This is a genomic window from Pseudanabaenaceae cyanobacterium SKYG29 (genome assembly GCA_025055675.1).
Lineage (GTDB): Bacteria > Cyanobacteriota > Cyanobacteriia > Pseudanabaenales > Pseudanabaenaceae > M5B4.
Genome location: JANWWT010000003.1, coordinates 17,666 through 40,058, shown reverse-complemented (window position 1 = coordinate 40,058; position 22,393 = coordinate 17,666). Strand labels below are relative to the sequence as shown.

Annotated in this window: 20 protein-coding genes; 9 read left to right on the top strand and 11 right to left on the bottom strand. The window is 48.6% G+C overall.

The genetic code is table 11. The features are described 5' to 3' along the window. Window position 1: 1 nt before the first annotated feature. From NZM01_06455 to NZM01_06445, 3 genes are read right to left on the bottom strand one after another with little or no spacing between them, the layout of a single operon-like run. Entirely contained in the window at window positions 2-1,756 is a 1,755-nt protein-coding gene (locus NZM01_06455; protein MCS6959674.1) for an aspartate kinase, read from the bottom strand. 31 nt (window positions 1,757-1,787) lie between these two features. Beyond that, window positions 1,788-2,630: a tetratricopeptide repeat protein gene (locus tag NZM01_06450; GenBank protein ID MCS6959673.1), complete on the bottom strand. Its 843-nt coding sequence runs from the start codon at window positions 2,628-2,630 to the stop codon at window positions 1,788-1,790. Beyond that, on the bottom strand, window positions 2,630-2,962 hold the full coding sequence (locus NZM01_06445) for a c-type cytochrome (GenBank protein MCS6959672.1): 333 nt from the start codon (window positions 2,960-2,962) through the stop codon (window positions 2,630-2,632). Before NZM01_06445 ends, NZM01_06450 begins: the two co-directional genes overlap by 1 nt. 117 nt (window positions 2,963-3,079) lie before the next feature. Between NZM01_06445 and NZM01_06440 the strand changes: the two genes are divergently transcribed. The 3 genes from NZM01_06440 to NZM01_06430 all read left to right on the top strand — a co-directional run bounded on the left by NZM01_06440 (window position 3,080) and on the right by NZM01_06430 (window position 5,843). After that, window positions 3,080-3,865: an MlaE family lipid ABC transporter permease subunit gene (locus tag NZM01_06440; GenBank protein MCS6959671.1), complete on the top strand. Its 786-nt coding sequence runs from the start codon at window positions 3,080-3,082 to the stop codon at window positions 3,863-3,865. Between the two features lie 66 nt (window positions 3,866-3,931). Then, the gene (gene purF, locus NZM01_06435; protein MCS6959670.1) at window positions 3,932-5,410 is read left to right on the top strand and encodes an amidophosphoribosyltransferase; all 1,479 of its coding nucleotides are present in this window, start codon (window positions 3,932-3,934) and stop codon (window positions 5,408-5,410) included. Then, window positions 5,373-5,843 (top strand): VOC family protein, encoded by a 471-nt coding sequence (locus tag NZM01_06430; GenBank protein MCS6959669.1) that lies wholly within the window; start codon window positions 5,373-5,375, stop codon window positions 5,841-5,843. Before purF ends, NZM01_06430 begins: the two co-directional genes overlap by 38 nt. On the opposite strand, the gene rsmD is transcribed toward NZM01_06430, so the two are convergent. After that, entirely contained in the window at window positions 5,734-6,345 is a 612-nt protein-coding gene (rsmD, locus tag NZM01_06425; GenBank protein ID MCS6959668.1) for a 16S rRNA (guanine(966)-N(2))-methyltransferase RsmD, read from the bottom strand. The two genes, NZM01_06430 and rsmD, sit on opposite strands and share 110 nt — an antisense overlap. Further along, window positions 6,345-8,105: an ABC transporter ATP-binding protein/permease gene (locus NZM01_06420; protein MCS6959667.1), complete on the bottom strand. Its 1,761-nt coding sequence runs from the start codon at window positions 8,103-8,105 to the stop codon at window positions 6,345-6,347. The genes rsmD and NZM01_06420 overlap by 1 nt, the downstream gene beginning before the upstream one ends. A gap of 116 nt (window positions 8,106-8,221) precedes the next feature. Between NZM01_06420 and NZM01_06415 the strand changes: the two genes are divergently transcribed. Then, the gene (locus NZM01_06415; GenBank protein ID MCS6959666.1) at window positions 8,222-8,614 is read left to right on the top strand and encodes a DUF948 domain-containing protein; all 393 of its coding nucleotides are present in this window, start codon (window positions 8,222-8,224) and stop codon (window positions 8,612-8,614) included. On the opposite strand, the gene NZM01_06410 is transcribed toward NZM01_06415, so the two are convergent. Both NZM01_06410 and NZM01_06405 read right to left on the bottom strand, forming a co-directional pair. Further along, window positions 8,576-10,168 carry a CTP synthase gene (locus NZM01_06410; protein MCS6959665.1) on the bottom strand — a complete coding sequence of 531 codons (1,593 nt, stop codon included), beginning with the start codon at window positions 10,166-10,168 and terminating at the stop codon, window positions 8,576-8,578. The two genes, NZM01_06415 and NZM01_06410, sit on opposite strands and share 39 nt — an antisense overlap. Window positions 10,169-10,194: 26 nt before the next feature. After that, a complete protein-coding gene (locus tag NZM01_06405) occupies window positions 10,195-10,842 on the bottom strand; it encodes a sugar transferase (protein MCS6959664.1) in 648 nt (215 codons plus the stop codon). A gap of 80 nt (window positions 10,843-10,922) precedes the next feature. On the opposite strand from NZM01_06405, the gene holA reads away from it, so the two are divergent. Then, window positions 10,923-11,939: a DNA polymerase III subunit delta gene (holA, locus tag NZM01_06400; GenBank protein MCS6959663.1), complete on the top strand. Its 1,017-nt coding sequence runs from the start codon at window positions 10,923-10,925 to the stop codon at window positions 11,937-11,939. On the opposite strand, the gene NZM01_06395 is transcribed toward holA, so the two are convergent. Both NZM01_06395 and NZM01_06390 read right to left on the bottom strand, forming a co-directional pair. Beyond that, entirely contained in the window at window positions 11,895-12,284 is a 390-nt protein-coding gene (locus tag NZM01_06395) for a hypothetical protein (protein MCS6959662.1), read from the bottom strand. The genes holA and NZM01_06395 overlap by 45 nt on opposite strands. Beyond that, complete coding sequence (locus tag NZM01_06390) at window positions 12,275-13,402, bottom strand: aldo/keto reductase (GenBank protein ID MCS6959661.1); 1,128 nt, start codon at window positions 13,400-13,402, stop codon at window positions 12,275-12,277. Before NZM01_06390 ends, NZM01_06395 begins: the two co-directional genes overlap by 10 nt. A gap of 44 nt (window positions 13,403-13,446) precedes the next feature. Between NZM01_06390 and NZM01_06385 the strand changes: the two genes are divergently transcribed. From NZM01_06385 to egtD, 3 genes are read left to right on the top strand one after another with little or no spacing between them, the layout of a single operon-like run. After that, window positions 13,447-14,061, top strand: a complete 615-nt coding sequence (locus NZM01_06385; GenBank protein ID MCS6959660.1) for a phosphoribosylanthranilate isomerase — start codon at window positions 13,447-13,449, stop codon at window positions 14,059-14,061. A 6-nt stretch (window positions 14,062-14,067) separates the two neighbouring features. Next, window positions 14,068-14,994: an RluA family pseudouridine synthase gene (locus tag NZM01_06380; protein ID MCS6959659.1), complete on the top strand. Its 927-nt coding sequence runs from the start codon at window positions 14,068-14,070 to the stop codon at window positions 14,992-14,994. Between the two features lie 33 nt (window positions 14,995-15,027). Beyond that, entirely contained in the window at window positions 15,028-16,014 is a 987-nt protein-coding gene (gene egtD / locus NZM01_06375; GenBank protein MCS6959658.1) for an L-histidine N(alpha)-methyltransferase, read from the top strand. 1 nt (window position 16,015) lies between these two features. Here the strand turns inward: egtD and NZM01_06370 are convergent, their stop codons facing one another. Both NZM01_06370 and NZM01_06365 read right to left on the bottom strand, forming a co-directional pair. After that, window positions 16,016-16,438 (bottom strand): PH domain-containing protein, encoded by a 423-nt coding sequence (locus tag NZM01_06370; GenBank protein MCS6959657.1) that lies wholly within the window; start codon window positions 16,436-16,438, stop codon window positions 16,016-16,018. 32 nt (window positions 16,439-16,470) lie between these two features. Then, on the bottom strand, window positions 16,471-17,676 hold the full coding sequence (locus NZM01_06365; protein MCS6959656.1) for an argininosuccinate synthase: 1,206 nt from the start codon (window positions 17,674-17,676) through the stop codon (window positions 16,471-16,473). A 121-nt stretch (window positions 17,677-17,797) separates the two neighbouring features. Here NZM01_06365 and nrdJ point away from each other — a divergent pair, with 121 nt between their 5' ends. After that, complete coding sequence (nrdJ, locus tag NZM01_06360; GenBank protein ID MCS6959655.1) at window positions 17,798-22,390, top strand: ribonucleoside-triphosphate reductase, adenosylcobalamin-dependent; 4,593 nt, start codon at window positions 17,798-17,800, stop codon at window positions 22,388-22,390. Window positions 22,391-22,393 lie beyond the last annotated feature (3 nt).

Below are 22,393 nucleotides of genomic sequence, written 5' to 3'. Positions count from 1 at the left end.
GTTAGCTCCGTTCGATGGGAATCACTTGACTGCCGTCGAGACCAAAGGCTTGGTGTACCGCTCGCAGACCTATCACTGCTTGCCTCTGTCTGATGATACAACTGACTTTGATTTCTGAGGTGGCAATCATTTCTATATTAATTTCCTGCTCAGCTAGGGCTTGAAACATCCGCGCTGCTATCCCCTTGGCTTGCGCCATGCCCATACCCACGATGCTCAACTTAGCCACTTCTGTATCTACTAGGACTTCGCCACAATTTAATTGCTGGGCAGTCTGTTGTAAAGTGCGTTCCGCAGCGTAGCGATCGGTAGAGTTGATCGTAAAGGCGATGTTGTTCAGCCCCTGGGCAGGTTCCGATTGGATAATCATATCGAGGGGAATGCCTTTATCTGCCAGGGATTGCAATAGGCGAGCCGCTACCCCAGGGCGATCGGGGACATTGAGCACCGCCAGGCGAGTTTGATTTTGGTCTAGGGCAACTCCTCTAACTGTGGGAGCATCGGCAGCGGGTAGGAGGGCAGGGGTAGGTTCCAGGTGAAAAATTTCCCCCAAGGCAGCTAGGGCACGATCGCTATCCCCCTCAGCAATTACACAACTAACCTTGGTTTCCGAGGTGGAGATCATCTCAATATTGATGTCCTTCTGCCCCAGGGCGCTGAACATACGAGCGGGAATCGCTGGTCGCCCCACAATGCCTACTCCACTGATACTGACAATGCTAATTTGCTCATCCCCCAGGATGGTCACCGAGGGATGCAGGGCACGACAAACAGCCAGGGCACGGTCTAAATCTGGTCGGGGCACAGTGAAGGCAATATCGTTATAGTTGAGGGGGTGTTGAATCGCTTGCACAATTAGGTCAACTAAAATTCCTGCCTCGGCTAGGGCGGAAAAAAGCCGCGCCGCAATGCCAGGACGATCGGGTACTCCCAGGAGGGCAACTTTGGCTTGGCAGCGATCGATGTGAATGCCATCGACTAAGCGATTAACCTCCAGGCTGTTGAGGTCACCACTGGGGGCAGCAGGACTGAGAATCTTGGTGCCTGGAGCCTCTGACCAAGTGGAACGCACAACTAGGGGGACAGCAAAATTACGGGCAATTTCCACGGCTCTGGGGTGGAGTACCTTTGCCCCTAAACTAGCTAGTTCCAACATCTCAGCAGCAGTAATTTCTGCCAATAGACTGGCTTGGGGCACCAACCGGGGGTCAGTGGTCAAAATCCCTGGTACATCGGTATAAATTTCACACCGATCAGCGAGAAGAGCAGCCGCCAAGGCCACGGCAGAGGTATCGGAGCCACCCCGCCCCAAAGTAGTCACTTCCCCTGTGGTACTGATCCCCTGAAATCCCGTCACCACAACAACTTTACCCTGGTGTAACTCGGCTTTGATGCGGGTAACATCAATAGAGATGATCCGTGCCCGCTGGTGGTGGGGTTCCGTGATAATGCCCGCTTCCCTGCCCGTCAAGCCGATCGCTGGCTGTCCCTGAGCCTGCAATGCCATACTCACCAAAGCAGTCGTCACCTGCTCCCCTGTCGCCAGCAGTAAGTCCATTTCCCTGGGGTCGGGACATTCCCCCGCTACCGATCGGGCTAAATCAATCAAACTGTCGGTGGTCTTCCCCATGGCCGACACTACCACTACCACCTGCTCACCCTGGCTAACGGCTTGGTTTATGCGGCGACATACCTGTAAAATCCGTTCTCCATCAGCTACAGAAGTACCGCCGAATTTTTGTACTACTAATCCCATTGCGCCAACAAAAACTTAGCCCTTTAGCCTACTACACATACAGTCTGACGAGCCAGTGAAATTTTAGATTTTCTACAGAAGTGTATTCCTCCTGTTGCCCCCGTTGCTGGAAGTAAAAAGAAGCCCACTCCAAGTCCGTCACTGCTTGGCGCAACTTACCTCGTTGTTTCTGTACTATAGCCCGTGCTCTGTAGGCTTCTGGGTTCTCTGGTTCTAAATGCAACACCCGATCGAAATCAGCTAGAGCCAAATCTAATTCCCCCTGGCGCTGGTGGGCGCAACCCTGATGAAACCAAGCCCTAGCATGGCTGGGCATAAGGTGTGTGGCTTGTTGGAAATCTAACAATGCCCCCTCCAGTTGACCTCCCAGCATTAGTTCAATACCCCGATCGGTCAAGATTTCCACCCGATCCGCCACAGGGGGGGACAATCGCAAAGCTTGCTCATAGTCCGTCAAACTACGGTGGGACTGTCCCATAGCACTGTAGACAAGGGCACGGTCGTAAAACAGGCGGTAATTGTGGGGGTCTAAAGCAATACCTCGGTCAAAGTCTGCCAAGGCACCTGGGTAATTCCCCCGATGGAAGCGTGCTAAACCCCGATCGAGCCACACTTCCGCGTTATCGGGTAAATATTCCAGAGCGCGGTCGCAATCCCGCTCGGCTTTATCGTAGATACCTAGTAGTAGGTAGGCAAGACAGCGGTTACCGTAGGAAAGGGCAGGAGCCTGGTCGATCGTTTGGGAGAAGATTTCCACAGCACGGGCATACTGCTGGGATTGCAGTGCCTGGATACCTGCTTCCACTAGAGTAGTTGCCTCCCCCCACCACGGGAAACACAACAGCCACAGACCCACTACTAGGAATAGTCGCATTAGGCTTTACCCCAGCCCTTTTCCGCTTGCTCTAGGACGTATTGCGCCACATCCTTAATTTGGTCATCGGAGAGCTTTTTGCCAAAGGCAGGCATAGCGTTCTTACCCTTCTTGATTTGGTAGGCAATTGCTTCTTCCGTATTCATACCATACTTGGCAAGGGCATCCTTTTGTAAAGTTTTGGCAGCCACAACGCGGTTACCACCGCCGGCATGGCAAGCAGCACAGTTAGCGGTGAACAACTTTGCCGCCTCGGGGGAACTAGCAAAGGCCGGCAGAGTTTGCCACACTAAACTGACTAGAACAAATAAACTAGCTAATAACTTGAGCATGACTGTTGATAAAGTTTGGAAGAACGCTTCTCAATTTTAGCGGATGGGGCAAATTTGTCAAAAAAAACGGCAGATTACTGTTAAGTTATGTTAAGGCTCTAGTAATAGAAACAAACCATGCCGATTCTGCGCTGGCTGCTGAAATTACTACAAGCTTTCCTGGTGTTGGGGAAGGTAGTTACGTTACTGTTGCGGGGGCGGTTGCATCGGCGCAACACGATCGAGCAGATGGCAATTGTGGGCACTGGTTCCCTAGGGATTACTTTGATTACAGCCCTATTTGTGGGGGCAGTCTTTACCATTCAAGTTGCTAAAGAATTTATTAATTTTGGTGCCCAGCGAGCGATCGGGGGTGTACTAGCCATTGCCATTACCAGGGAGCTAGCCCCAGTTTTGACGGCAGTGATTATTGCTGGCAGGATTGGTTCTGCCTTTGCTGCGGAAATCGGCACGATGGAAGTGACGGAACAGATTGATGCTCTCTACATCTTGCGCACTGACCCCCTAGATTACCTCGTGACACCCCGTCTAGTCGCCTGTGTGTTGATGATGCCCCTATTGACGATCGTGGCGATTTTCACAGGGCTAGGTGGAGGGTTGGTGATCGCCCAAGGACTGTACAACATTTCTAGGGATATATTTTTGGATTCTGTGCAGCGGTTTTTAGTTACCTGGGATGTAATCAGTGCCATGATCAAAGCAGCGGTATTTGGGGCATTGATTGCTGCCATTGGCACAACCTGGGGTCTAACAACAACGGGGGGAGCAAAAGGGGTAGGGGAATCAACCACAGCGGCAGTAGTGACTTCTCTGCTGGCGATTTTCAGTAGCAACTTTTTTCTCTCCTGGGTGTTATTTGGGGGAATTGGCAGTACCCTATCGCGGGGGTTGCTAGGCTCCTAGAAGTTTTGCCCCTATTTAGTGGGTCAGCAAGCTAGGATAAATGAAAGTGAGAGCTACTCCCCCGTTATGTCCCTAGAAAACGAAGATCGATACTCCAGTGACCCAGTCGAACTCAAGGAAGCCTGCGGCGTATTTGGTATTTATGCCGTCAATGAACCAGTAGCTAAATTGACTTATTTTGGACTATATGCCCTCCAGCATCGCGGTCAAGAATCAGCGGGAATCACTACCTTTGACTCACAAGGAGGGAGTCATACCTATAAAGCCATGGGACTAGTGTCTCAAATTTTCAATGAAGCTATCCTAGCGGACTTACCAGGTCACATTGCCATTGGTCACAACCGCTATTCCACGACAGGTTCTAGCCAAATTTGTAATGCCCAGCCTGTAGTTATTCCTACCCCCCTCGGTGATGTGGCTCTAGCCCATAACGGCAATTTGGTCAATGCTCTGGAACTACGTTCCGAGTTAGCTGCCCAAGGTTTTACCCTAAGTTCTTCCTCTGATTCAGAAGCGATCGGGTGGGCAATTGCGGCGGGGGTGAGCGAAACGAGAGACTGGATCAAGGGGACAATTGCGGGCGTGCAGCGCTGTCAAGGAGCATTCAGTTTAGCGATCGGTACACCCCAGGGGATTATGGCAGTGCGGGACAGTTATGGGGTACGCCCTTTGGTAATTGGCACCTTGGGAGAGCAGAAGTGGGTAATTGCCTCGGAGACCTGCGGGCTGGATATTATTGGCGCAGAATTTGTCCGATCGGTGGAGCCAGGGGAGTTAATTTGGCTGGATGGGGAGGGGATGCAGATTTACCGATGGTCAGAAGCCAACCCTAAGCTCTGTATTTTTGAGTTAATTTACTTTGCTCGTCCTGACAGCCTGGTAGAGGCGGAGAGTTTGTATACCTACCGTATGCGTTTAGGCAGTGTTTTGGCAAAGGAAGCCCCTGTAGAGGCAGACTTAGTGATTGGGGTACCAGATTCAGGGATTCCTGCTGCCATTGGCTTTGCCCAAACTAGTGGCATTCCCTACGGAGAGGGGCTGATTAAGAATCGCTATGTGGGGCGCACTTTTATCCAACCCACTCAGTCCATGCGGGAGACAGGCATTAGGATGAAATTGAACCCCCTCAAGGATGTCCTCCAGGGGAAGCGGGTTGTGGTGGTAGATGATTCCATTGTGCGGGGTACGACTAGCCGTAAAATTGTGCAGACCCTGCGGGAAGGGGGAGCCATAGAAGTCCATATGCGCATCTCTTCCCCCCCCGTGACCCACCCCTGTTTCTACGGCATTGATACGGACTCCCAAGACCAACTAATTGCCGCCCGCCAGAGTCTAGCAGAAATCGCCACTACCCTAGGCGTAGATTCCCTTGCCTATCTTAGTGAAGCAGGCATGTTACAAGCCACCCAAACTGATCCCGATCGTTTCTGCACAGCATGCTTTAATGGTAAATACCCCATCCCTATTTCCGATAAACTGAAACGAACCAAACTGATGTTAGAGTGCCATGACCCAAGTGCTGTTTCACCTTGCCTTCCCTGTTAAAGATATTCCCTCTACGAAAAAGTTCTATGTGGACGGGTTGGGCTGTCTCGCGGGCAGGGAGAACGATCGTTGTATTATTCTCAGCCTCTACGGTCACCAGCTAGTTGCCCATGTGGTAGACGAATTGCCCCCACCCCAGCAGGGTATCTATCCCAGGCATTTTGGCGTAGTGTTTCAGGCGGAACGGAACTGGCTGGCACTCCTAGAGCGGGTGCATGAAAAACGCTTGCCCTTCTATGTCCGTCCCAAGGTACGCTTCCCTGACACGCCCCTAGAGCATCGCACTTTCTTTCTGGCTGACCCCTCCCACAATCTCTTGGAATTCAAATACTATCGCTTTGAGTCGGCGGTATTTGGGGAAACGGCGCTAGCCCAAGTGGGGGAGGTGATGGGTGAGGCGCAGGAACCCCAGTTGCCAGTGCAAAAAAGCTAAGACAGGTCTGCCCGTAGCTGCGGCGATCGGTTTGTACTAGCTCCCCTACTGTCTCTGGCAGGGGGTGATAGCTACTATGTTCTACGGCAATTTGGGTGGCAGCATGGCAGAGGCGGTGGAGGTGGGTCAACACAGGCAGATATAGGTTACTGTCGTAGGGGGGGTCAAAGTAGATCAAATCAAAACTCCCCTGCAACTTGGCAATAGCTTTAACTACGTCCATTTTCAGAATGTGAAATTGCTGGGGTTGACTAATTTTTGCCAAATTTGCCTGTATGATTTTGCAAGCAGCGGCATCCATCTCGATCGCTACTACCTGTTTTGCCCCCCTACGCAGGGCTTCCGCACTCATTGCCCCTGAGCCAGCACACAGCTCCAACCAAGTGGCACCCCCAAGGTGATGTTGCCAGATGTTGAACAGTGCCGATCGGACTTTACTAGAGGTGGGGCGGATAGTTTTGGGCGTTTTTAGTTTTCTATCTCCGCCAATACGCAGGTTCATTAACTCACCGCCTGTTCCAGTTGATATTGTTGCCAGAGTTTTCGGTAAAGGGGAGAAGCAGCCATTAACTCTTGATGGGTACCAATAGCATGGACACACCCCCGATCGAGGATAAGAATCCGATCGCAGTTCATCGCTGCCGACAGTTTATGGGTGATAAAAATTATTGTCTTGTGGCGGGGCAGGTTTGCCAGAATCTTAGCAGCGGTCTGGTTATCCACGCTGGCAAGGGCATCATCCAGTAGCAAGATGGGGGCATCCATCAAGAGGGCGCGGGCTAGAGCCGTCCGTTGTCGTTGTCCCCCCGATAGAGTAATACCCCGTTCCCCCACCAAAGTCTCATATTTTTGCGGAAAGGAGAGGATTTCCCCCTGGATATGTGCCTGTTCGGCGTAGTATTCTACCTGGGCGAAAGAGGCATCGGGCTTACCGTAGCGAATATTTTCCAAGATGGGCAAACTGAACAAAAAACTTTCCTGGGGCACATAGGTCACGATCGTCCTCAAGTCCCGCACCCGCATTTTTGTAATATCAATATCATCGATAAAAATAGTGCCAGGTGGCACAGGTAAAAGGCGGGGAATTAGGTTAGCCAAAGTGGATTTCCCTGACCCGATCGCGCCAATAATTGCCAACCTCTCCCCAGGCGCTACCGTAAAACTGACATCAACTAGAGTAGGCGTTTTTGCGCCTAGATAAGTAAAAGATAAATGCCGCACCTCGATCTTACCCGCTACTGCCGCTAAATTGACAGTTATGGCATCGGCGGGGTCCACAATAGCAGGGGGAACACTCAATAGACCTTCCACCCGATCGATACTCACCTGACCGCGTTGGATAACTGTCAAAGTAAAGCCCAGCAGAGCCGTAGGAAATGTGAGATATTCCACATACAAAATCAGCGTAATCAGACCACTGAGATTGAATTTGCCATCGATGATCATGAGACCGCCCTGCCACACAATCAGCAATAAACTCACTCCCACAATTCCCCCCAGGGCCGGAAATAGGATATTACGGGTGCGCGCCATTTGCAGATTAGCTTCTAGGAGGTCTAAATTTTTTTGGCGAAAAGCCCGTCGTTCATTCTCTTCCTGGGCATAGGTTTTAATCAGTGCCATACTGTTGAGGTCTTCCTGCAACAAACTGCTCACATCTGACAACTTTTCCTGCACTGTCTGTTGTTCAGCGCGCATTTTATCCCCGAAAGCCTGTACCAAAAGCATCATAAAGGGATAGGGAGCCAATGCCAACAAAGTCAGCCGTAAATCGATCGCTATCATGGCCGGCAATGTCAGTCCATAGGCAAAAACTGTGTTTGTCAAACTGAGGAGAGCAAACCCCAACAAACGGCGGATATTTTCCACATCACTGGTGACAATACTGATAATTTCTCCCACTGATTGCTGACTGAAATAACTGGGGGGCAACGTGAGGAGATGGTTAAAAATCTTTTGGCGCAACTCATACTCAATGCTCCGCCCCACACCAAAAATCCACATCCTGGAAGCCATGCGAATCACCCACATCACACAGGCAAGGGTAACCACCCCCGCCGCTGACCACAACAGGGAAGGTATGGGATCGGCAATCTCAACCCCCCCCACCATTTTTTCCAGGAGCGCCACTACCGATCGAATCACTTCCCGAATTGCTACCGACAGACCATTGACAATCAGCAGTGCCACTATGCCCAGCACCAGCGGCTTAGTATGGGGTCGGAGATATTCCCCCACTTTTTTCAGCGACAACCTTGCCATGCAGAGCCCCCAGAAAACGTATTGATCATAGCCGTTCCTATGGTGGTGATGACATCATCCAGGGCGGATTTTTGCTTCGTGGGTTAGAATTTGGATCAGTCCATCCTCCACACTCTATGACGGAGCCAATATTTTGGTTAGCCCTTTCATTTTTCTTGGTGGCGATTTCCCTGACTATCCTGTTAATGGCAGCCATTCCCACATTCCAAGAAATTAGTCGCGCCAGTCGCAGTGTCCAAAGATTAGCTGATTTGCTAGTGCAGGAACTGCCCCCCGCCTTGGAGTCAATCAGGATGGCGGGTATAGAGGTATCGGAGCTAACAGAGGAACTCCACCATAGCGCCAAAGGGGCATCAGCCGCTGTCCAACAGGTGAGTGAGGGGGCAAAACAGACCGCCCAAACTGCCCGATCGGCACTGGTGGCTATCAAAGCTGGCTGGCAGGCATTTATTAAACCCAGACGCAAGACCTCACGCTTGAAGGATTTTACTAATCAGTCCTTGAAATAGGGGATGGGGCTGGGAGGGACGGGAACGGAATTCGGGATGGAACTGACAGGCGATAAAGTAGGGGTGTTCGGGGAATTCAATAATCTCTACTAGGCGCCCATCGGGGGAGACCCCGCTGATTTTGTAACCATCGGCTAAAAACCTATCGCGGTAGGCATTGTTGAACTCATAGCGGTGGCGGTGGCGTTCGTAGATGATTGGTTCCTGGTAGAGAGCATAGGCGAGAGTATTGGGCATAATCTTGGTGGGATAAACCCCTAGGCGCATCGTTCCCCCTAAATCCACTACATCCTGCTGTTCTGGCAAGAGATGAATGACGGGATTGGGGGTATGGGGGTCAAATTCCGCACTATTAGCTGGTAGGCGGGCAATTTCTCTTGCCCAGTCAATTACAGCACACTGCATGCCCAGACACAGCCCCAGAAATGGTATTCCCTGCTCCCTGGCGTAACCCACCGCCTTAATCTTGCCTTCTACGCCCCTCGGACCAAACCCCCCCGGTACAACAATTCCCTGCACACTGTGGAGAAACCGATCGGGTCCATCCTTTTCTATGTCCTCTGCATTCACCCAGACAATTTCCACAGCACTGTTAAGGGCAACGGCGGCATGGCGCAAGGCTTCTATCACCGATAGATAGGCATCATTCAAGCGGACATATTTGCCCACGATCGCTACTTTGACTTGATATTGCGGGTTGACGATGCGACTAACCAGAGTTTGCCAGTTAGCCAGATCAGGTGTCCGTTGCTCCAGTTGCAATAATTCCAGGACGCGATTAGCTAAGCCCTCTCGCTCCATAATGAGAGGCACTTCGTAGATGGTTTTGGCATCGGGGGCAGGAATCACACATTCAGGGGGTACATCACAAAACTCCGACAGCTTTTCCCGAATTCCCTGGGGTAAGGGGCGTTCACTGCGACAGACCAAAATATCAGGTTGAATACCCACCGACCGCAGTTCCTTAACGGAGTGCTGGGTGGGTTTAGTTTTCATTTCTCCCGCCGCACTAATCCAGGGTACCAGGGTCACGTGCATATAGGCAGTGTTATGCCGTCCTACGTCTTTACGGAACTGGCGCAGGGCTTCCAAAAAGGGCAGAGATTCAATATCCCCTACTGTGCCCCCCACCTCGGTAATTAGGACATCGGGGTTACTATTGCGGGCAACTCTGAGGATGCGTTCCTTGATCTCGTTGGTGATGTGGGGAATCACTTGCACCGTGCTGCCTTGATAGTCTCCTTTGCGCTCCTTGTTGATAACTGCCTGGTAAATGCTCCCCGTCGTCACACTGGAGAGTTTGGACATGTTGGTATCCGTAAAGCGCTCGTAGTGACCGAGGTCTAAATCCGTCTCCCCCCCGTCCTCTGTAACAAATACTTCCCCGTGCTGGAAGGGACTCATGGTGCCAGGGTCCACATTGATGTAGGGGTCAAGTTTGAGGATAGCGATCGTGTAGCCCCGCGATTTCAACAGGCGACCGAGACTAGCAGCAATAATCCCCTTACCAATACTGGAGACTACCCCCCCTGTGACAAATACATACTTGGTCATTCATTCACCACCGACCCTACAGTTTCTTAGTATGCACCGTTGCCCTTGGGGAAGATCACAATACCTATGGTCTTCAAAATAATCCAAATGTCCAACCAAAAGTTATGACGGCGGACGTATTGTAAATCTATTTGCACCCGTTTGGGGTAGGGAATATTATTTCGCCCTGAGACTTGCCACAGTCCCGTAATCCCTGGACGAATTGACAGCACCACATCGATGGCATCTCCATATTTAACCAATTCCTCTGGTACCAAGGGACGGGGACCCACGACGCTCATATCGCCCATAAGGACGTTCCAAAACTGGGGAAATTCATCCAGACTCGTCCAGCGCAACCACCGCCCAATAGGAGTAATTCTAGGGTCATCCTTGAGCTTAAAGTTTTCCTCAAACTCGGCGCGGCAATGGGGACAGGCATCGAGTAACTGTTCTAGCATCTTATCTGCTCCCACCACCATCGTGCGAAACTTCATACAGGTAAACAGTTTGCCGTTTTTGCCCACCCGCTTCTGCCTATAGACGATCGGACCTGGCGAATTCAGATAAATTAACAGCCCAATCAGGATATAAACTGGAAAAAGTAATAGCAAAACTGACAACGAAAATAAAATATCAAAAATGCGTTTACCATAATCTTTGTAAATATCTACTTGGTCGACCCCTAGTTGCAGTTGTCCGTAGCGGCTCGATCGCCGAAGTCGGGTTCTACTCGTCACAACTTACCTCCCACCACACTGGTTAAAATCATACAATGCCTACGCATTTTTACTGGGGAAATGACGAATATGCAATTGCCTGGGCAGTCGATCGTCTGCGGCAGCAGGTTGTAGATAGGGCATGGCAGGACTTCAACTTCACAAAAATTTCCGCTTCGGCTGATAGTCAGATTATAGAGGGGCTGACCTTGGCAATCACTACACCTTTCGGCAATGGTGGACGCTTAACTTGGCTGTCTGACTGCCCGATCGGGAAAAAGTGTGCGGAAGAAGTGTTGACTTACCTGGAGCGTTGTCTAGCTAATTTGCCCCCAGAATCTCATCTAGTATTTAGTCATGCCGACAAACCTGACAGTCGTTGCCGAGCAGTAAAATTGCTGCAACAATACGGCGACATCAAGGAGTTTTCCCTCCTAGCCCCCTGGCAGGAAGAAGCAATTATTAAACTAGTGGCAGATGTAGCTAAGGGCTATGAGATAGGTTTACCAGCAGAAACGATCGAGTTTTTAGCAGAAGCCATCGGCAATGATACAAGGCGTTTACATCAAGAGATGCAGAAAATAAAGTTATGGATGGGAGACAGCCCTAAACCCCCTTCTATAGAAGAACTACAGCAATTAGTCACAGCTAGTGGACACAATACCTTACAGCTAGGGCAGGCAATTCGCCAGGGCAATACCGATCGGTCTTTCCTGTTATTACAAGAACTTTTAGCTAATAATGAACCCCCTTTAAGAATCATCGCCACCTTGGTAGGGCAATTTCGTACCTGGTTGCAGGTTAGGGCAATGGTAGAAGCAGGAGAAAAAGATGAGAAAAAGATAGCTGAACTAGCAGAGTTAGGGAATCCCAAGCGGGTTTACTTCTTGAAAAAAGAAGTACAGTCTTTGTCCTCCCACCAGTTATTCACTAGTTTGCAAATTTTGTTAGAAGCAGAGGTAGCCCTAAAAACAGGAGCAACAGAAATACTCACACTGCAGACAACTATAATGCGCCTCTGTCAAACCTTAACGGCGGGGACGGAGAGGCAGGGCACCAATACCAGGGGGTAGAATATCCCAATTGTCTCCTTGTTTAGCATAGGTAGCAAGAGTAACTTGGCGTTTAGTTTGTACAACCAGACTGTAATTGTAGGGAATGACACTGCTACTGAGATGGTGGAGCACGCTGTAACGCCCTAGGTAATCTAAGTTTGACCAGACACCCGTATCCACCGTAAGAATTATTCGCTTCTGGGCAGGGTCAATGGTAGTGTCAATAACTAAGTTTTGTCCAAACCGATCGATTACCCACCAGGGGCTAGGTTGCATAGGGTCTTGGGGAACAACTGTTTCAGCCCCAGCATTAGAGGCAACCAGAATTACTGACAGTAAAACCAAGGACCTTGTTATTCCCACAGGCGTTTACCTTCCTGCGTGTAGAGGCGATTATGGGTATCACGGAGTAGCTTAGGAATATCTAAATTTTCAGGGCAGCGGGGTAAACATTCCCCACAATCTGTACATTTATTTGCTTTTTTACCTGGAAACCAATGACCCGCATTTTCAAACATACGATAGCGATATTTACCAAACTCTACCATGTCAAAGGCAACGGCCAGATTGCGTAGGCGTAACACTTCAGGGATATTGATTTCCTCTGGGCAGGGCAAACATTGAAAACATTGACTACACCGATCGGTGCCCAAAGTAAAATATTGACGATCGAGGCGGGCTAAAGCAGCTTTTTCTGCCTGAGAAAGGGGGGCAATATTGTCCCAAGCAGGAGCGTGATCCAGAAATTCCTGGGGATTAGCTGCCCCTAAACTAAGGGTGTGGACACGGGGGTCAGAGAGGAGAAACCGATCGTTGAGATAGAGAGGGGTAAAGGGGGCGCAGAGTTGTTTTAACTTCTCAGGGGGTTGATAGAGCATACCGCCTTTGTCAGAGGGAGAAATAATAAACACACCCATATCTTTTTGGTGGGCTAACTCCACGGCGGGCAAATTCCTTTGATTAAAATAATAGTAATGCAAATTTACCGAAGCAAAGATGTCCAAATTGATAGTAGCGAGGATAATTTCTAGGGGGGCATGGGTAGAAAATCCCACATGCCGAATTAAACCTTGATTAACTGCTTCTTGTACCGCCGCCATGCAGCCATCGGGCTGTTTTACTAACTCATAATGTTCCCAGGTGTTGATGCCGTGAATATCGAAATTGTCTATATAATCTAGGTTAAGACGATCCAAAGAACGCTTAATCAGTTCCTCCATAGATTGTCGGTCGGGGGTAGGGGGAATTTTGGTTGTGACATAGATTTGTTGTCGATAACGATGCAACCCCCGCTGAAAAGCTGCCCCAATATATTCCTCACTTTTGCCGTAGCCTTTAGCAGTTTCAATGTGATTGATACCTAGTTCTAAAGCCTTTTCAATTGTGGCAATCGCATTAGCTTCCGACTCCAGGAAACGCATCCCCCCCAGGGAGAAGACGGAAAACCGCATTTCTGTCTTGCCAAACCGTTTGTACTGCATAGGCTTAGTTTAACATAGACAGAGGTTACTGATGTTGATTGCTAATGATTACTGTCAAAATCTGTGGCATTACCCAAAGAGCACAGGCAGAAATGATTGCCGATTTGGGCGTGGATTTCCTAGGTTTTATTGTCGTACCCAATACCCCCCGTTATGTTCCTCCTGATTGTCTCCCCCCCCTAGTAGAAAATCTACCCAAGTCTGTTAAAACTGTCTGTGTCTTTCGCAACCAATCCGTAGGGGAAGTCACCTCTGTTATAAACACATGTCGCCTTGATGCTATCCAATTGCACGGTCAAGAATCCCTAGGTTTCTGTCAGCAGATTAGGGAATTGTTTCCCCATAAACTTCTCATCAAAGCTATTGCAGTTAGGGGAGTGTCTGACCTACAGCTTGCCCAGACTTATGCTAAAGTTATTGATGTCTTGCTATTGGATAACGGCAGTGGGGGGACAGGCAAACCGATCGATTGGTCATTACTAACTAATTTTCACTCTCCTTGTCCTTGGTGGTTGGCTGGTGGTCTCTCCCCTAGTAATGTCAAAGACGCTATCACACAAACGAAACCTAATGGTATTGATCTTTCCAGTGGTGTGGAAGATGCTCCTGGTATAAAAAATATCGCTAAAATTGCGGAGTTATTATCTGTCATTCGTTAGCAGCAGATGGAAGTAAGGCAAACAATAGTAATAACAGAAGCACCAACCCGCCTCGATCGTTATTTATCCACGGTATGGTCTGATTTATCCCGCTCCCGTCTGCAGAAGTTAATCACTGAGGGTCATGTGCGGATAAATGAACAACTAATTGTAGACAAAAACTTTTTGGTGAAAGCAAACGATCGGGTTACTATCACTATACCCCCCAGTCAGTCCCTAGAATTAACTCCCCAAGCTATTCCTTTAGCAATTCTCTATGAGGATGAGGAACTGTTAGTAATTAACAAGCCTGTGGGTCTAGTTGTCCATCCTGCCCCTGGTCATAACAATCTTACTCTTGTCCATGGCATTCTCGCCCATTGCGACCATCTGTCAGGTATTAATGGTGTGGAAAGACCAGGTATTGTCCATCGTTTAGATAAAGATACTAGCGGTGCGATTGTAATAGCAAAAACCGATCGGGCACATCACAGTTTGCAGCTACAAATTCAACAGAAGACGGCTAAGAGAGAGTACTTAGGCATTGTGCATGGCGTACCCAGTCAGACTACTGGCACAATTGCTGCTCCCATTGGTAGACATCCCAAAGATAGACAGAAGATGGCAGTTGTTCCCACTGGTAGACCCGCCGTTACCCACTGGCAATTACAGGAAAAACTGGGGATGTACGCCCTCTTGCATTTTCAATTAGAAACAGGACGGACTCACCAAATCCGTGTGCACTGTGCCCATATCCGCCATCCCATTGTCGGTGACCCCCTCTACTCCCACGTTTCCCCCCAAATCGCCAGAAAAATGCCCCATCAAGCCCTCCACGCCTGGAAACTCACCTTTACCCACCCCACCCTAGGTACAACCATTGCTGTAGAAGCTACGCCTCCAGATAGTTTTTTAGAATTTCTTAATCATCTCCGTTGCCAGCGTGTCCGTTGAACTTTACAATCCCAAAAAGCGTGCACTATGTTTATGGTTACTACTTCTTCCCGTCTGACTCTGCAAAAACTAGTTAGCCCCCGCTTTTCCCCCCAGGAAGCAGCAGAATTGACTCACTCCTTGACGCAAATTCCTAAACAAATTCCCCCTAAATATTTCTATGACGATCGGGGTTCCCAACTGTTTGAAGCAATTTGTTTACTGCCCGAATATTATTTGACAAGAACAGAAACAGAGCTCTTAGCAAAGGTAGCACCCCAGTTGCCAAGTTATACAGGAGCTTGTGAGTTAGTGGAATTAGGTAGTGGCAGTTCCCGTAAAACCCACATCATTTTACAGGCATATCAGCAACGGGGTTTACCTCTGAGATATACGCCTATTGATATTAGCAGCAGCATCCTAGAAATCAGTGCTTATAATCTTTTGCAGTCCTACCCAGGCTTAGAAGTACATGGAATTGTCGCTACCTATGAAGAAGCCCTTGCCCATCTCCCCCCTACCCAGTTGCCCTGCCGATTGCTCTATTTTTTAGGGAGCAGTTTAGGGAATCTCGATCGGCAGCAATGTGCTACCTTTTTCCAGCAAGTTTATCAGGGGTTGCAAGGAGGGGACTATTTTCTATTAGGGGTAGATTTGCACAAAGACAAAGCTATTTTAGAAGCTGCATATAACGATGCCCAAGGGGTAACTGCTGCCTTTAATCTGAATATTCTTGCCCACTTGAACCGTAGGTTTGGTGCTAATTTTAATCTGTCTAACTTCCGCCATGTGGCTATCTATAACGATGCGGAGCATCAGATCGAGATGTATTTAGAAAGTCTGGTTAACCAGGATGTTTATCTGCAGGGTTTAGATTTGCGTTTGTCCTTACAGGCAGGGGAGAGAATTCGCACAGAAATTTCCCGCAAATTCAATCTGCCAGAACTGACCAATGAACTGAGAACAAAGGGATTCCGCGGGCTGCAGACCTGGCAAGACGATCGGGGTTGGTTTGGACTATGGCTAGGGCAAAAAGTTTAGACTAGTCTCGCAAATCTTCTCGCAAATAAAGGCGCTTAGCTGCTTGAATGGCAGGACGCATTAGTTCATAAAGTTGGCGGACATCGATCGGCAATCTCTCCAACAGGACTTGGGGGTGGGTGACATCCTTAGTGTAAATTATTAAGTTACCTGTGCCCAACAAACGCTGACCAAAGGGCTTTTGAATGGCAATATCTTCTATTTTGTACAACTCGATCGTGTGGACGGTCTGGGAAAACAAGCCTTCTTCGATGAGAACTCGCTGGTCGGTGATCAAGTAGGTCTTAGTCCGCGATTGTAACCAAAAAAAGATATAGCCCAGCCCTAACGTCACAAAGCAGATAAAAAGCCGCGAGAGACTCCCGATCGGGTGGGGATGTCCCTCAAAAAACTTGCGCTCTGGTTCCAGGTAATCACTACTCATCTGCTAACTGAGCTATGTCGATGCTAGCTGAGCTATGTCGATGCATGCATTTGCGCCCAGACCCTAGTAGGCAAGCCCCAGATGTAGATGAAACCTTCAGCCGCCTTGTGGTCAAATTGGTCAGCACTGGTATAGGTTGCTAGGTCTTCACTGTAGAGGCTGTAGGGAGATTTACGCCCCACGATTTGCGCCGTCCCTTTGTGCAATTTTACCCGTACTGTTCCTGTTACTTTTTCCTGGGTCACTCTGATAAAGCCATCCAAAGCTTGCCGCAGGGGACTATACCACAGCCCGTTATAGACCAGTTGGGCATAGGTAGTTTCAATTCCCTGTTTGTAGTGGGTTACTTCCTTGGGCAAGGTGAGACTCTCTAAGTCCCGATGGGCTTGAATCAGCACCATTAGGGCAGGGGCTTCGTAGATTTCCCTGGATTTAATTCCCACTAGGCGATTCTCAATCATGTCAATCCGCCCCACCCCGTGATTGCCAGCGATCGTATTCAATTTTTGGATCAACTCCACAGGTGATAGATTCTCTCCATCTATTGATACAGGCACACCCCCATCAAAGCCAATTTCCACATACTGAGGTGCATCAGGCGTATCACCGATCGCTTTGGTCATGGCAAAAATTTCTTCGGGGGGTTCTTGCCAAGCATCTTCTAAAATTCCCGCCTCGATACTGCGTCCCAATAAATTCCGATCGATGCTGTAGGGGGAAGACTTCTTAACAGGGGCAGGAATGCCATATTTTTCCCCGTAAGCGATCGTTTCTTCTCGACTCATTCCCCACTCCCGCGCTGGGGCGAGGACTTTCAGCTTGGGGTCAAGGGCAGCAATGGAGACATCAAACCGCACTTGGTCATTGCCTTTGCCTGTACAACCGTGGGCAACAGCATCGGCGCCGTACTTGTGAGCCGTTTCCACCAGTATCTTGGCAATTAGGGGACGCGCCAAAGCCGTAGACAGGGGATAGCGATTCTCGTAGAGAGCATTGGCTTGAATAGCAGGAAAAGCATAGTCCCTCACAAATTCTGTCTGTACATTTTCCACTAGGGAAATGTTTGCGCCTGCAGCCAGCGCCTTTTTCTGAATTGGTTCTAACTCTTCTCCCTGCCCCAAATCTGCTGCTAGAGTGATGACTTCTTCCACTCCCCATTCATGTTTCAGGTAGGGAATACACACAGAGGTATCTACGCCCCCCGAATACGCCAAAACAACTTTTTTTGCCCTTGCCATGTTACTTTGCTCGCTCGTCCGTACAGTTTACAGGAAATAGCAAACATTATGGCGATGATTTTAGGTTGTAGTAATGGCTACCCCAATGCTATATTGATATGCCCCGTCTACCGAGGTAGTTATGAGTTTTCCTGAATCAGCTCCAGTTGCCAATCCTGTCTTCTACCGCACCTATAGTCGGCTGCGACAAGTTCAGCCGCTCGGTGAGACTCGCGAACCGCCTGTGCGTGCAAGGGAGAGTTGGCTAGATGTATGTCAACGCACTCTGGAGGGACTAAGGAAATTAGGGAAACTGACGGAGGCAGAGGCGGCACTAATTGACCGCTACCAACGATCGTTGCAATGCCTTACCTCTGGACGGTGGTTGTGGGTAGGGGGCACACCCTGGCTAGAGAACCCCGCTAATTACTCCGGCGCCTACAACTGCACTTCCACAAACATCACTGATTGGGAGAGTTTCGGGCTGCTCATGGATTTGGCAATGCAGGGCTCTGGCACAGGGGCAGTCCTAGAACCCAAATACATTAACCAACTGCCTGTTATCCGCAACAAGTTAAATGTACAGGTAGTAGGCACGATCGGGGCTACACCCAAAGAGAAGCGGCGGGAGGAGACAGAGGTCTTACTAGACATCGGAGCGCAAAAGGCTTTTATTTTCGTGGGGGACAGCCGCAGGGGGTGGGTGAAATCCTACCAGACAGTGCTGGAGTTGGCAGCAGACCGACGGTTTGCTGGTGAAGTAGATGTTGTAGTTGATGTGAGTGATGTCCGTCCTGCGGGAGAGCCGCTCAAGGGGTTTGGGGGGGTGGCTAACCCAGTAAAACTGCCTGGTTTGTACGAAAGGTGTGCCAAGATTCTCAACCGCGCGATCGGGAGAAAGTTAACATCCGTTGAGTGTTGCTTGTTGATTGATGAAGCGGCTGTTTGTGTTGTAGCAGGTAATATTAGGAGATGTCTTCCAGAAGATGCTTTAGTGCACACAATTCGGGGGCTTGTACCCATCAAAGATGTACAGGTCGGTGATTTAGTGCAAACACCGATCGGGTTTAGAAGAGTGGTGCAAAAATTTGACCAAGGTGTCCAAGAAATTACCGAGATTGAGACCAATGCCACTTTCCCTAGAGCGACGTTGAATCATCGTGTCGCAGTTCTTGCAGATGCTGAGGGGGGGATCAAATGGAAATACGTGGTAGCACTAGAGCCAAACGATCGGTTGATACATAACACCCAAGTGATTCCGGGTATAGTGACAAGTTTGCCCCCAGATACTACAGCCCAAAGACCGAAACAAAGTCGGACTGCGAAATCAATTACCATACCTGACTTAACCCCTGATGTTGCTTGGCTGATAGGATTTACTCATGGAAACGGTTACGTAGCTCTGGGGAGAAACAAATATGGAAAACCCTATGGTCGAGTTGAATGGGCAATGAACTCTGCTCAAATTGAATTGAGTCAAAAGATACAACAAAAAATCGATCGTGTTCTGGCTTTGTTTGGAGTGACAGCAACTCGTAAGAACTCTCGGACCGAAAATACGGCAAAGGTCATTTGTTCATCAATTCGATTGGCAGAATACTTTCATCAACACATCAAGCAACCTAACTGTCCTTTAGAAGTCCCTCAGTGGATTTTACAAGCTACAGTAGAAATTCGAGCTGCCTATCTTGCTGGTTTGATGGATAGTGATGGAGCAGTAAATAACCGACCTCCCCATTTGTTGACATCTATCTATCGCAAGTTTAGCAGACAAGTAGGAGTTCTTCTGTCTAGTTTGGGAATACCCAGCAGACTAAAGATTCTGACCCCTACCCAAGAAAAATGGCAAGTTAAATATAATTTAACGATCCCTGCTTGCAAAAAGCAGTACAACTCTTTAATTGCTCCATACTCTATTAAAGGTGCTGTAAAGGAAGGTTTGAAAATGTATGGCTTCACCATCCCTGGTGAAATGATGCGTTCTTGTTACACTTACTCAGAAATGAGAAAAATGGGTTTTAATGGTGCCCATGACATTGATGCCAACTATGAACGTTACATCGAACAATCTGATGTAGATATGGATATTCCTGTCACATTTAAGGGTTTAGGAGTGCAAGATTATGTACCAACCTATGATTTGGAAGTAGAAGAAGCTCATTGCTTTTATTGTGATGGCTATTTAACTCACAACAGCGCAGGCATGAGGCAGGGAGCCAGTGAAGATGAAGAATTTGCCAATGCCAAAGCCAATCTCTGGCAGCAGGATGAACAGGGCAACTGGCGCATTGACCCCGATCGGGATGCCTTGAGGATGAGTAACCACACAAGGGTGTTCCATCGTAAACCAACATTGGAAGAGACGATCGAGGCAGTAAGAAAGCAGTATTATTCAGGGGAAGGAGCAATTCAATGGGCAGGTGAAGCTGTAGCTAGATCAAATGCAGACATTCTGTTCGACTTGACAATCAAGCAAGAATTCTTGAAAGCGTATACAGAGAATAGAGCCAGAGAGTGGTTACAAGTAAAGCATCCCACTATGCCTGAAGTGGAACTTAACCATCGTCTACAGAGATATGGTTTGAATCCCTGCCACTCAGGGGATACCTTAGTAGCTACTAACCTTGGGCTTGTACCAATAGCTGAACTTGTGGGGAAAAAATTTCAAGTACTAGTTGACCTGAGGGCAATTGGTTTGCAGGGAACGGCACTGACCGACGCTATTGCTTTTCCTAGTGGGGTTAAAACCACCTATCAAATCACTCTCGCTAACGGCATGCAGATGCGCTGTACTGATAACCATCAGCATTTGACAAACAGAGGATGGGTTGCTACTAGGGAATTGACACCTGAACATAGGATATTAATTCAAAAAGGAGAGGGTGAATTTGGTGTAGGCACAATATCCGTGGAACAAGCACAAATGCTTGGGTGGTTATATGGTGATGGTTCAATATACCAACATAGGGGTAGATTGGATGCTGTCTTTTACATTAACCAGGTTGAGTTTGCAAATGCATTTCCTGTTTTGAGTCGGGCAGTAAGATCGATTACAGGTTATGAGCCTAGCCTAGTGAAAGGAGTCTATACATTCCACACGGGAGCGCGAGCAATTAATGAATTTCTGGAAAAGATAAAATTTACCACAAAGCAGAGTTTACCACTCGATTTCCTTTGTCAGTCTAGGGAAGTTATTGTTGGTTTCCTACAAGGAATTTTCTCTGCTGATGGTGCAGTCAACGTCGCAGCTAGACATATTGATTTAGTCAGTCAGTCACTTACTCTACTAAGGCAGATTCAGTTGTTACTACTTAACCTGGGGATTAGAAGTAGTATTAGGGAAAAACAAAAGCCAAATTCTCCTGGAATTACTTACTATCTAAAAGATGGCACACAAAAGATTAGCTCTAATAGGGGTTCGTGGCGATTGCTTATCTATCGTGCTGAGGCTAAGAAGTTTGCAGAAAAAATTGGATTTCCTCTCTCTGAGCAAAAGCAATATAAGCTGCAGGAATTTGTCAATTGGCAATCTAGCCGTTGTTACTCGGACGAAGTGGTAGATAGTTGGTTTTCTTCAGCTGTTGTGAGTGTTACGGAATGGACTCAAGAGAATGTGTTTGATTTACAAGTTCCCTTTACAAACTCTTTCATTGCTAATGGCTGCATTACTCACAATTGCGGTGAAATTTTAGGTAGTGATTTTCATTGCAACTTGGCAGAAGTCCATCTCAATCAAATCAACCCCAACGATCGGTTGACGCAAAGAGAGGCATTCACCGCAGGAGCACTAGCGGTTGCTTCTCTCCTCAACCACAAGTTTGTCGTAGAGCGCTATCAAAGAAGTAGAGAACTCGACCCGATCGTGGGCGTATCCTTCACAGGTTTGTTTGATTTCTTTGTCCATTTATTTGGCGTGGATTGGTTAAGGTGGTGGGCGGAAGGCAGACCCAGTAGCAAGGAAGGGGAACAATACAGGCAGACAGAGAGAGAATATCTCACCTTTTGGCGACAGGTAGTCCATGAAGTGGTGTGGGACTATTGCGATCGGCATGGATTGAAACGCCCCAACCGCTGTACAACTGTGCAACCAGCAGGCACAAAGAGTCTGCTGACAAATGCATCTCCTGGATGGCACCCTCCCAAAGCAGCCCGCTACATTCGGCGGATAACGTTTCGTAAAGATGACCCTGTGGCACTGGCTTGTTTGGACTACGGCTACAACATTGTCCCTTCCCAATCAGACAAAGATGAGCAGGGCAACTTGCTCAATGACCCCTTTGACCCCAGGTGCACAGAATGGCTGGTAGAAATTCCCGTGGAAGTACCCTGGGCAAACCTACCAGGTGCAGATGAAATTGATATTGCCAAGTTTTCTGCCCTGGCCCAGTTCGACTTCTATATGCAGGTACAAAAGTTTTACACAACCCACAACACCTCCGCCACAATTGAGCTAAGGGAGTCTGAAATTGAGCCCCTCGCTAGACGGATATATGAAGCCATCCAAAATGATGAAGGGTACATCTCCGCTGCTCTGCTTGCCCGCTTTGATGACCATCAAACTTTCCCCCGCCTACCTTTTGAACCGATCGATAAAGCCACCTACGATCGTTTAGTAGCAGAAGTCCTTGCCCGCCGTAAGACTGACGACTTCCATGCAGCCCTAGCCAAATACGATCGGGGCGTACAGGAGGAGGCAGGCCCAGCCCCCTGCGATTCCGATAAATGCCTGAGATGAGGT

Coding starts and splice junctions, on each gene's coding strand:
- NZM01_06430 (MCS6959669.1), top strand. CDS start 5,373: ATGACCCAAGTGCTGTTTCACCTTGCCTTCCCTGTTAAAGATATTCCC.
- NZM01_06390 (MCS6959661.1), bottom strand. CDS start 13,402: ATGCAGTACAAACGGTTTGGCAAGACAGAAATGCGGTTTTCCGTCTTC.
- purF (MCS6959670.1), top strand. CDS start 3,932: ATGTCCCTAGAAAACGAAGATCGATACTCCAGTGACCCAGTCGAACTC.
- rsmD (MCS6959668.1), bottom strand. CDS start 6,345: ATGAACCTGCGTATTGGCGGAGATAGAAAACTAAAAACGCCCAAAACT.
- NZM01_06450 (MCS6959673.1), bottom strand. CDS start 2,630: ATGCGACTATTCCTAGTAGTGGGTCTGTGGCTGTTGTGTTTCCCGTGG.
- NZM01_06455 (MCS6959674.1), bottom strand. CDS start 1,756: ATGGGATTAGTAGTACAAAAATTCGGCGGTACTTCTGTAGCTGATGGA.
- holA (MCS6959663.1), top strand. CDS start 10,923: ATGCCTACGCATTTTTACTGGGGAAATGACGAATATGCAATTGCCTGG.
- NZM01_06410 (MCS6959665.1), bottom strand. CDS start 10,168: ATGACCAAGTATGTATTTGTCACAGGGGGGGTAGTCTCCAGTATTGGT.
- nrdJ (MCS6959655.1), top strand. CDS start 17,798: ATGAGTTTTCCTGAATCAGCTCCAGTTGCCAATCCTGTCTTCTACCGC.
- egtD (MCS6959658.1), top strand. CDS start 15,028: ATGGTTACTACTTCTTCCCGTCTGACTCTGCAAAAACTAGTTAGCCCC.
- NZM01_06420 (MCS6959667.1), bottom strand. CDS start 8,105: ATGGCAAGGTTGTCGCTGAAAAAAGTGGGGGAATATCTCCGACCCCAT.
- NZM01_06365 (MCS6959656.1), bottom strand. CDS start 17,676: ATGGCAAGGGCAAAAAAAGTTGTTTTGGCGTATTCGGGGGGCGTAGAT.
- NZM01_06415 (MCS6959666.1), top strand. CDS start 8,222: ATGACGGAGCCAATATTTTGGTTAGCCCTTTCATTTTTCTTGGTGGCG.
- NZM01_06440 (MCS6959671.1), top strand. CDS start 3,080: ATGCCGATTCTGCGCTGGCTGCTGAAATTACTACAAGCTTTCCTGGTG.
- NZM01_06370 (MCS6959657.1), bottom strand. CDS start 16,438: ATGAGTAGTGATTACCTGGAACCAGAGCGCAAGTTTTTTGAGGGACAT.
- NZM01_06445 (MCS6959672.1), bottom strand. CDS start 2,962: ATGCTCAAGTTATTAGCTAGTTTATTTGTTCTAGTCAGTTTAGTGTGG.
- NZM01_06380 (MCS6959659.1), top strand. CDS start 14,068: ATGGAAGTAAGGCAAACAATAGTAATAACAGAAGCACCAACCCGCCTC.
- NZM01_06385 (MCS6959660.1), top strand. CDS start 13,447: ATGATTACTGTCAAAATCTGTGGCATTACCCAAAGAGCACAGGCAGAA.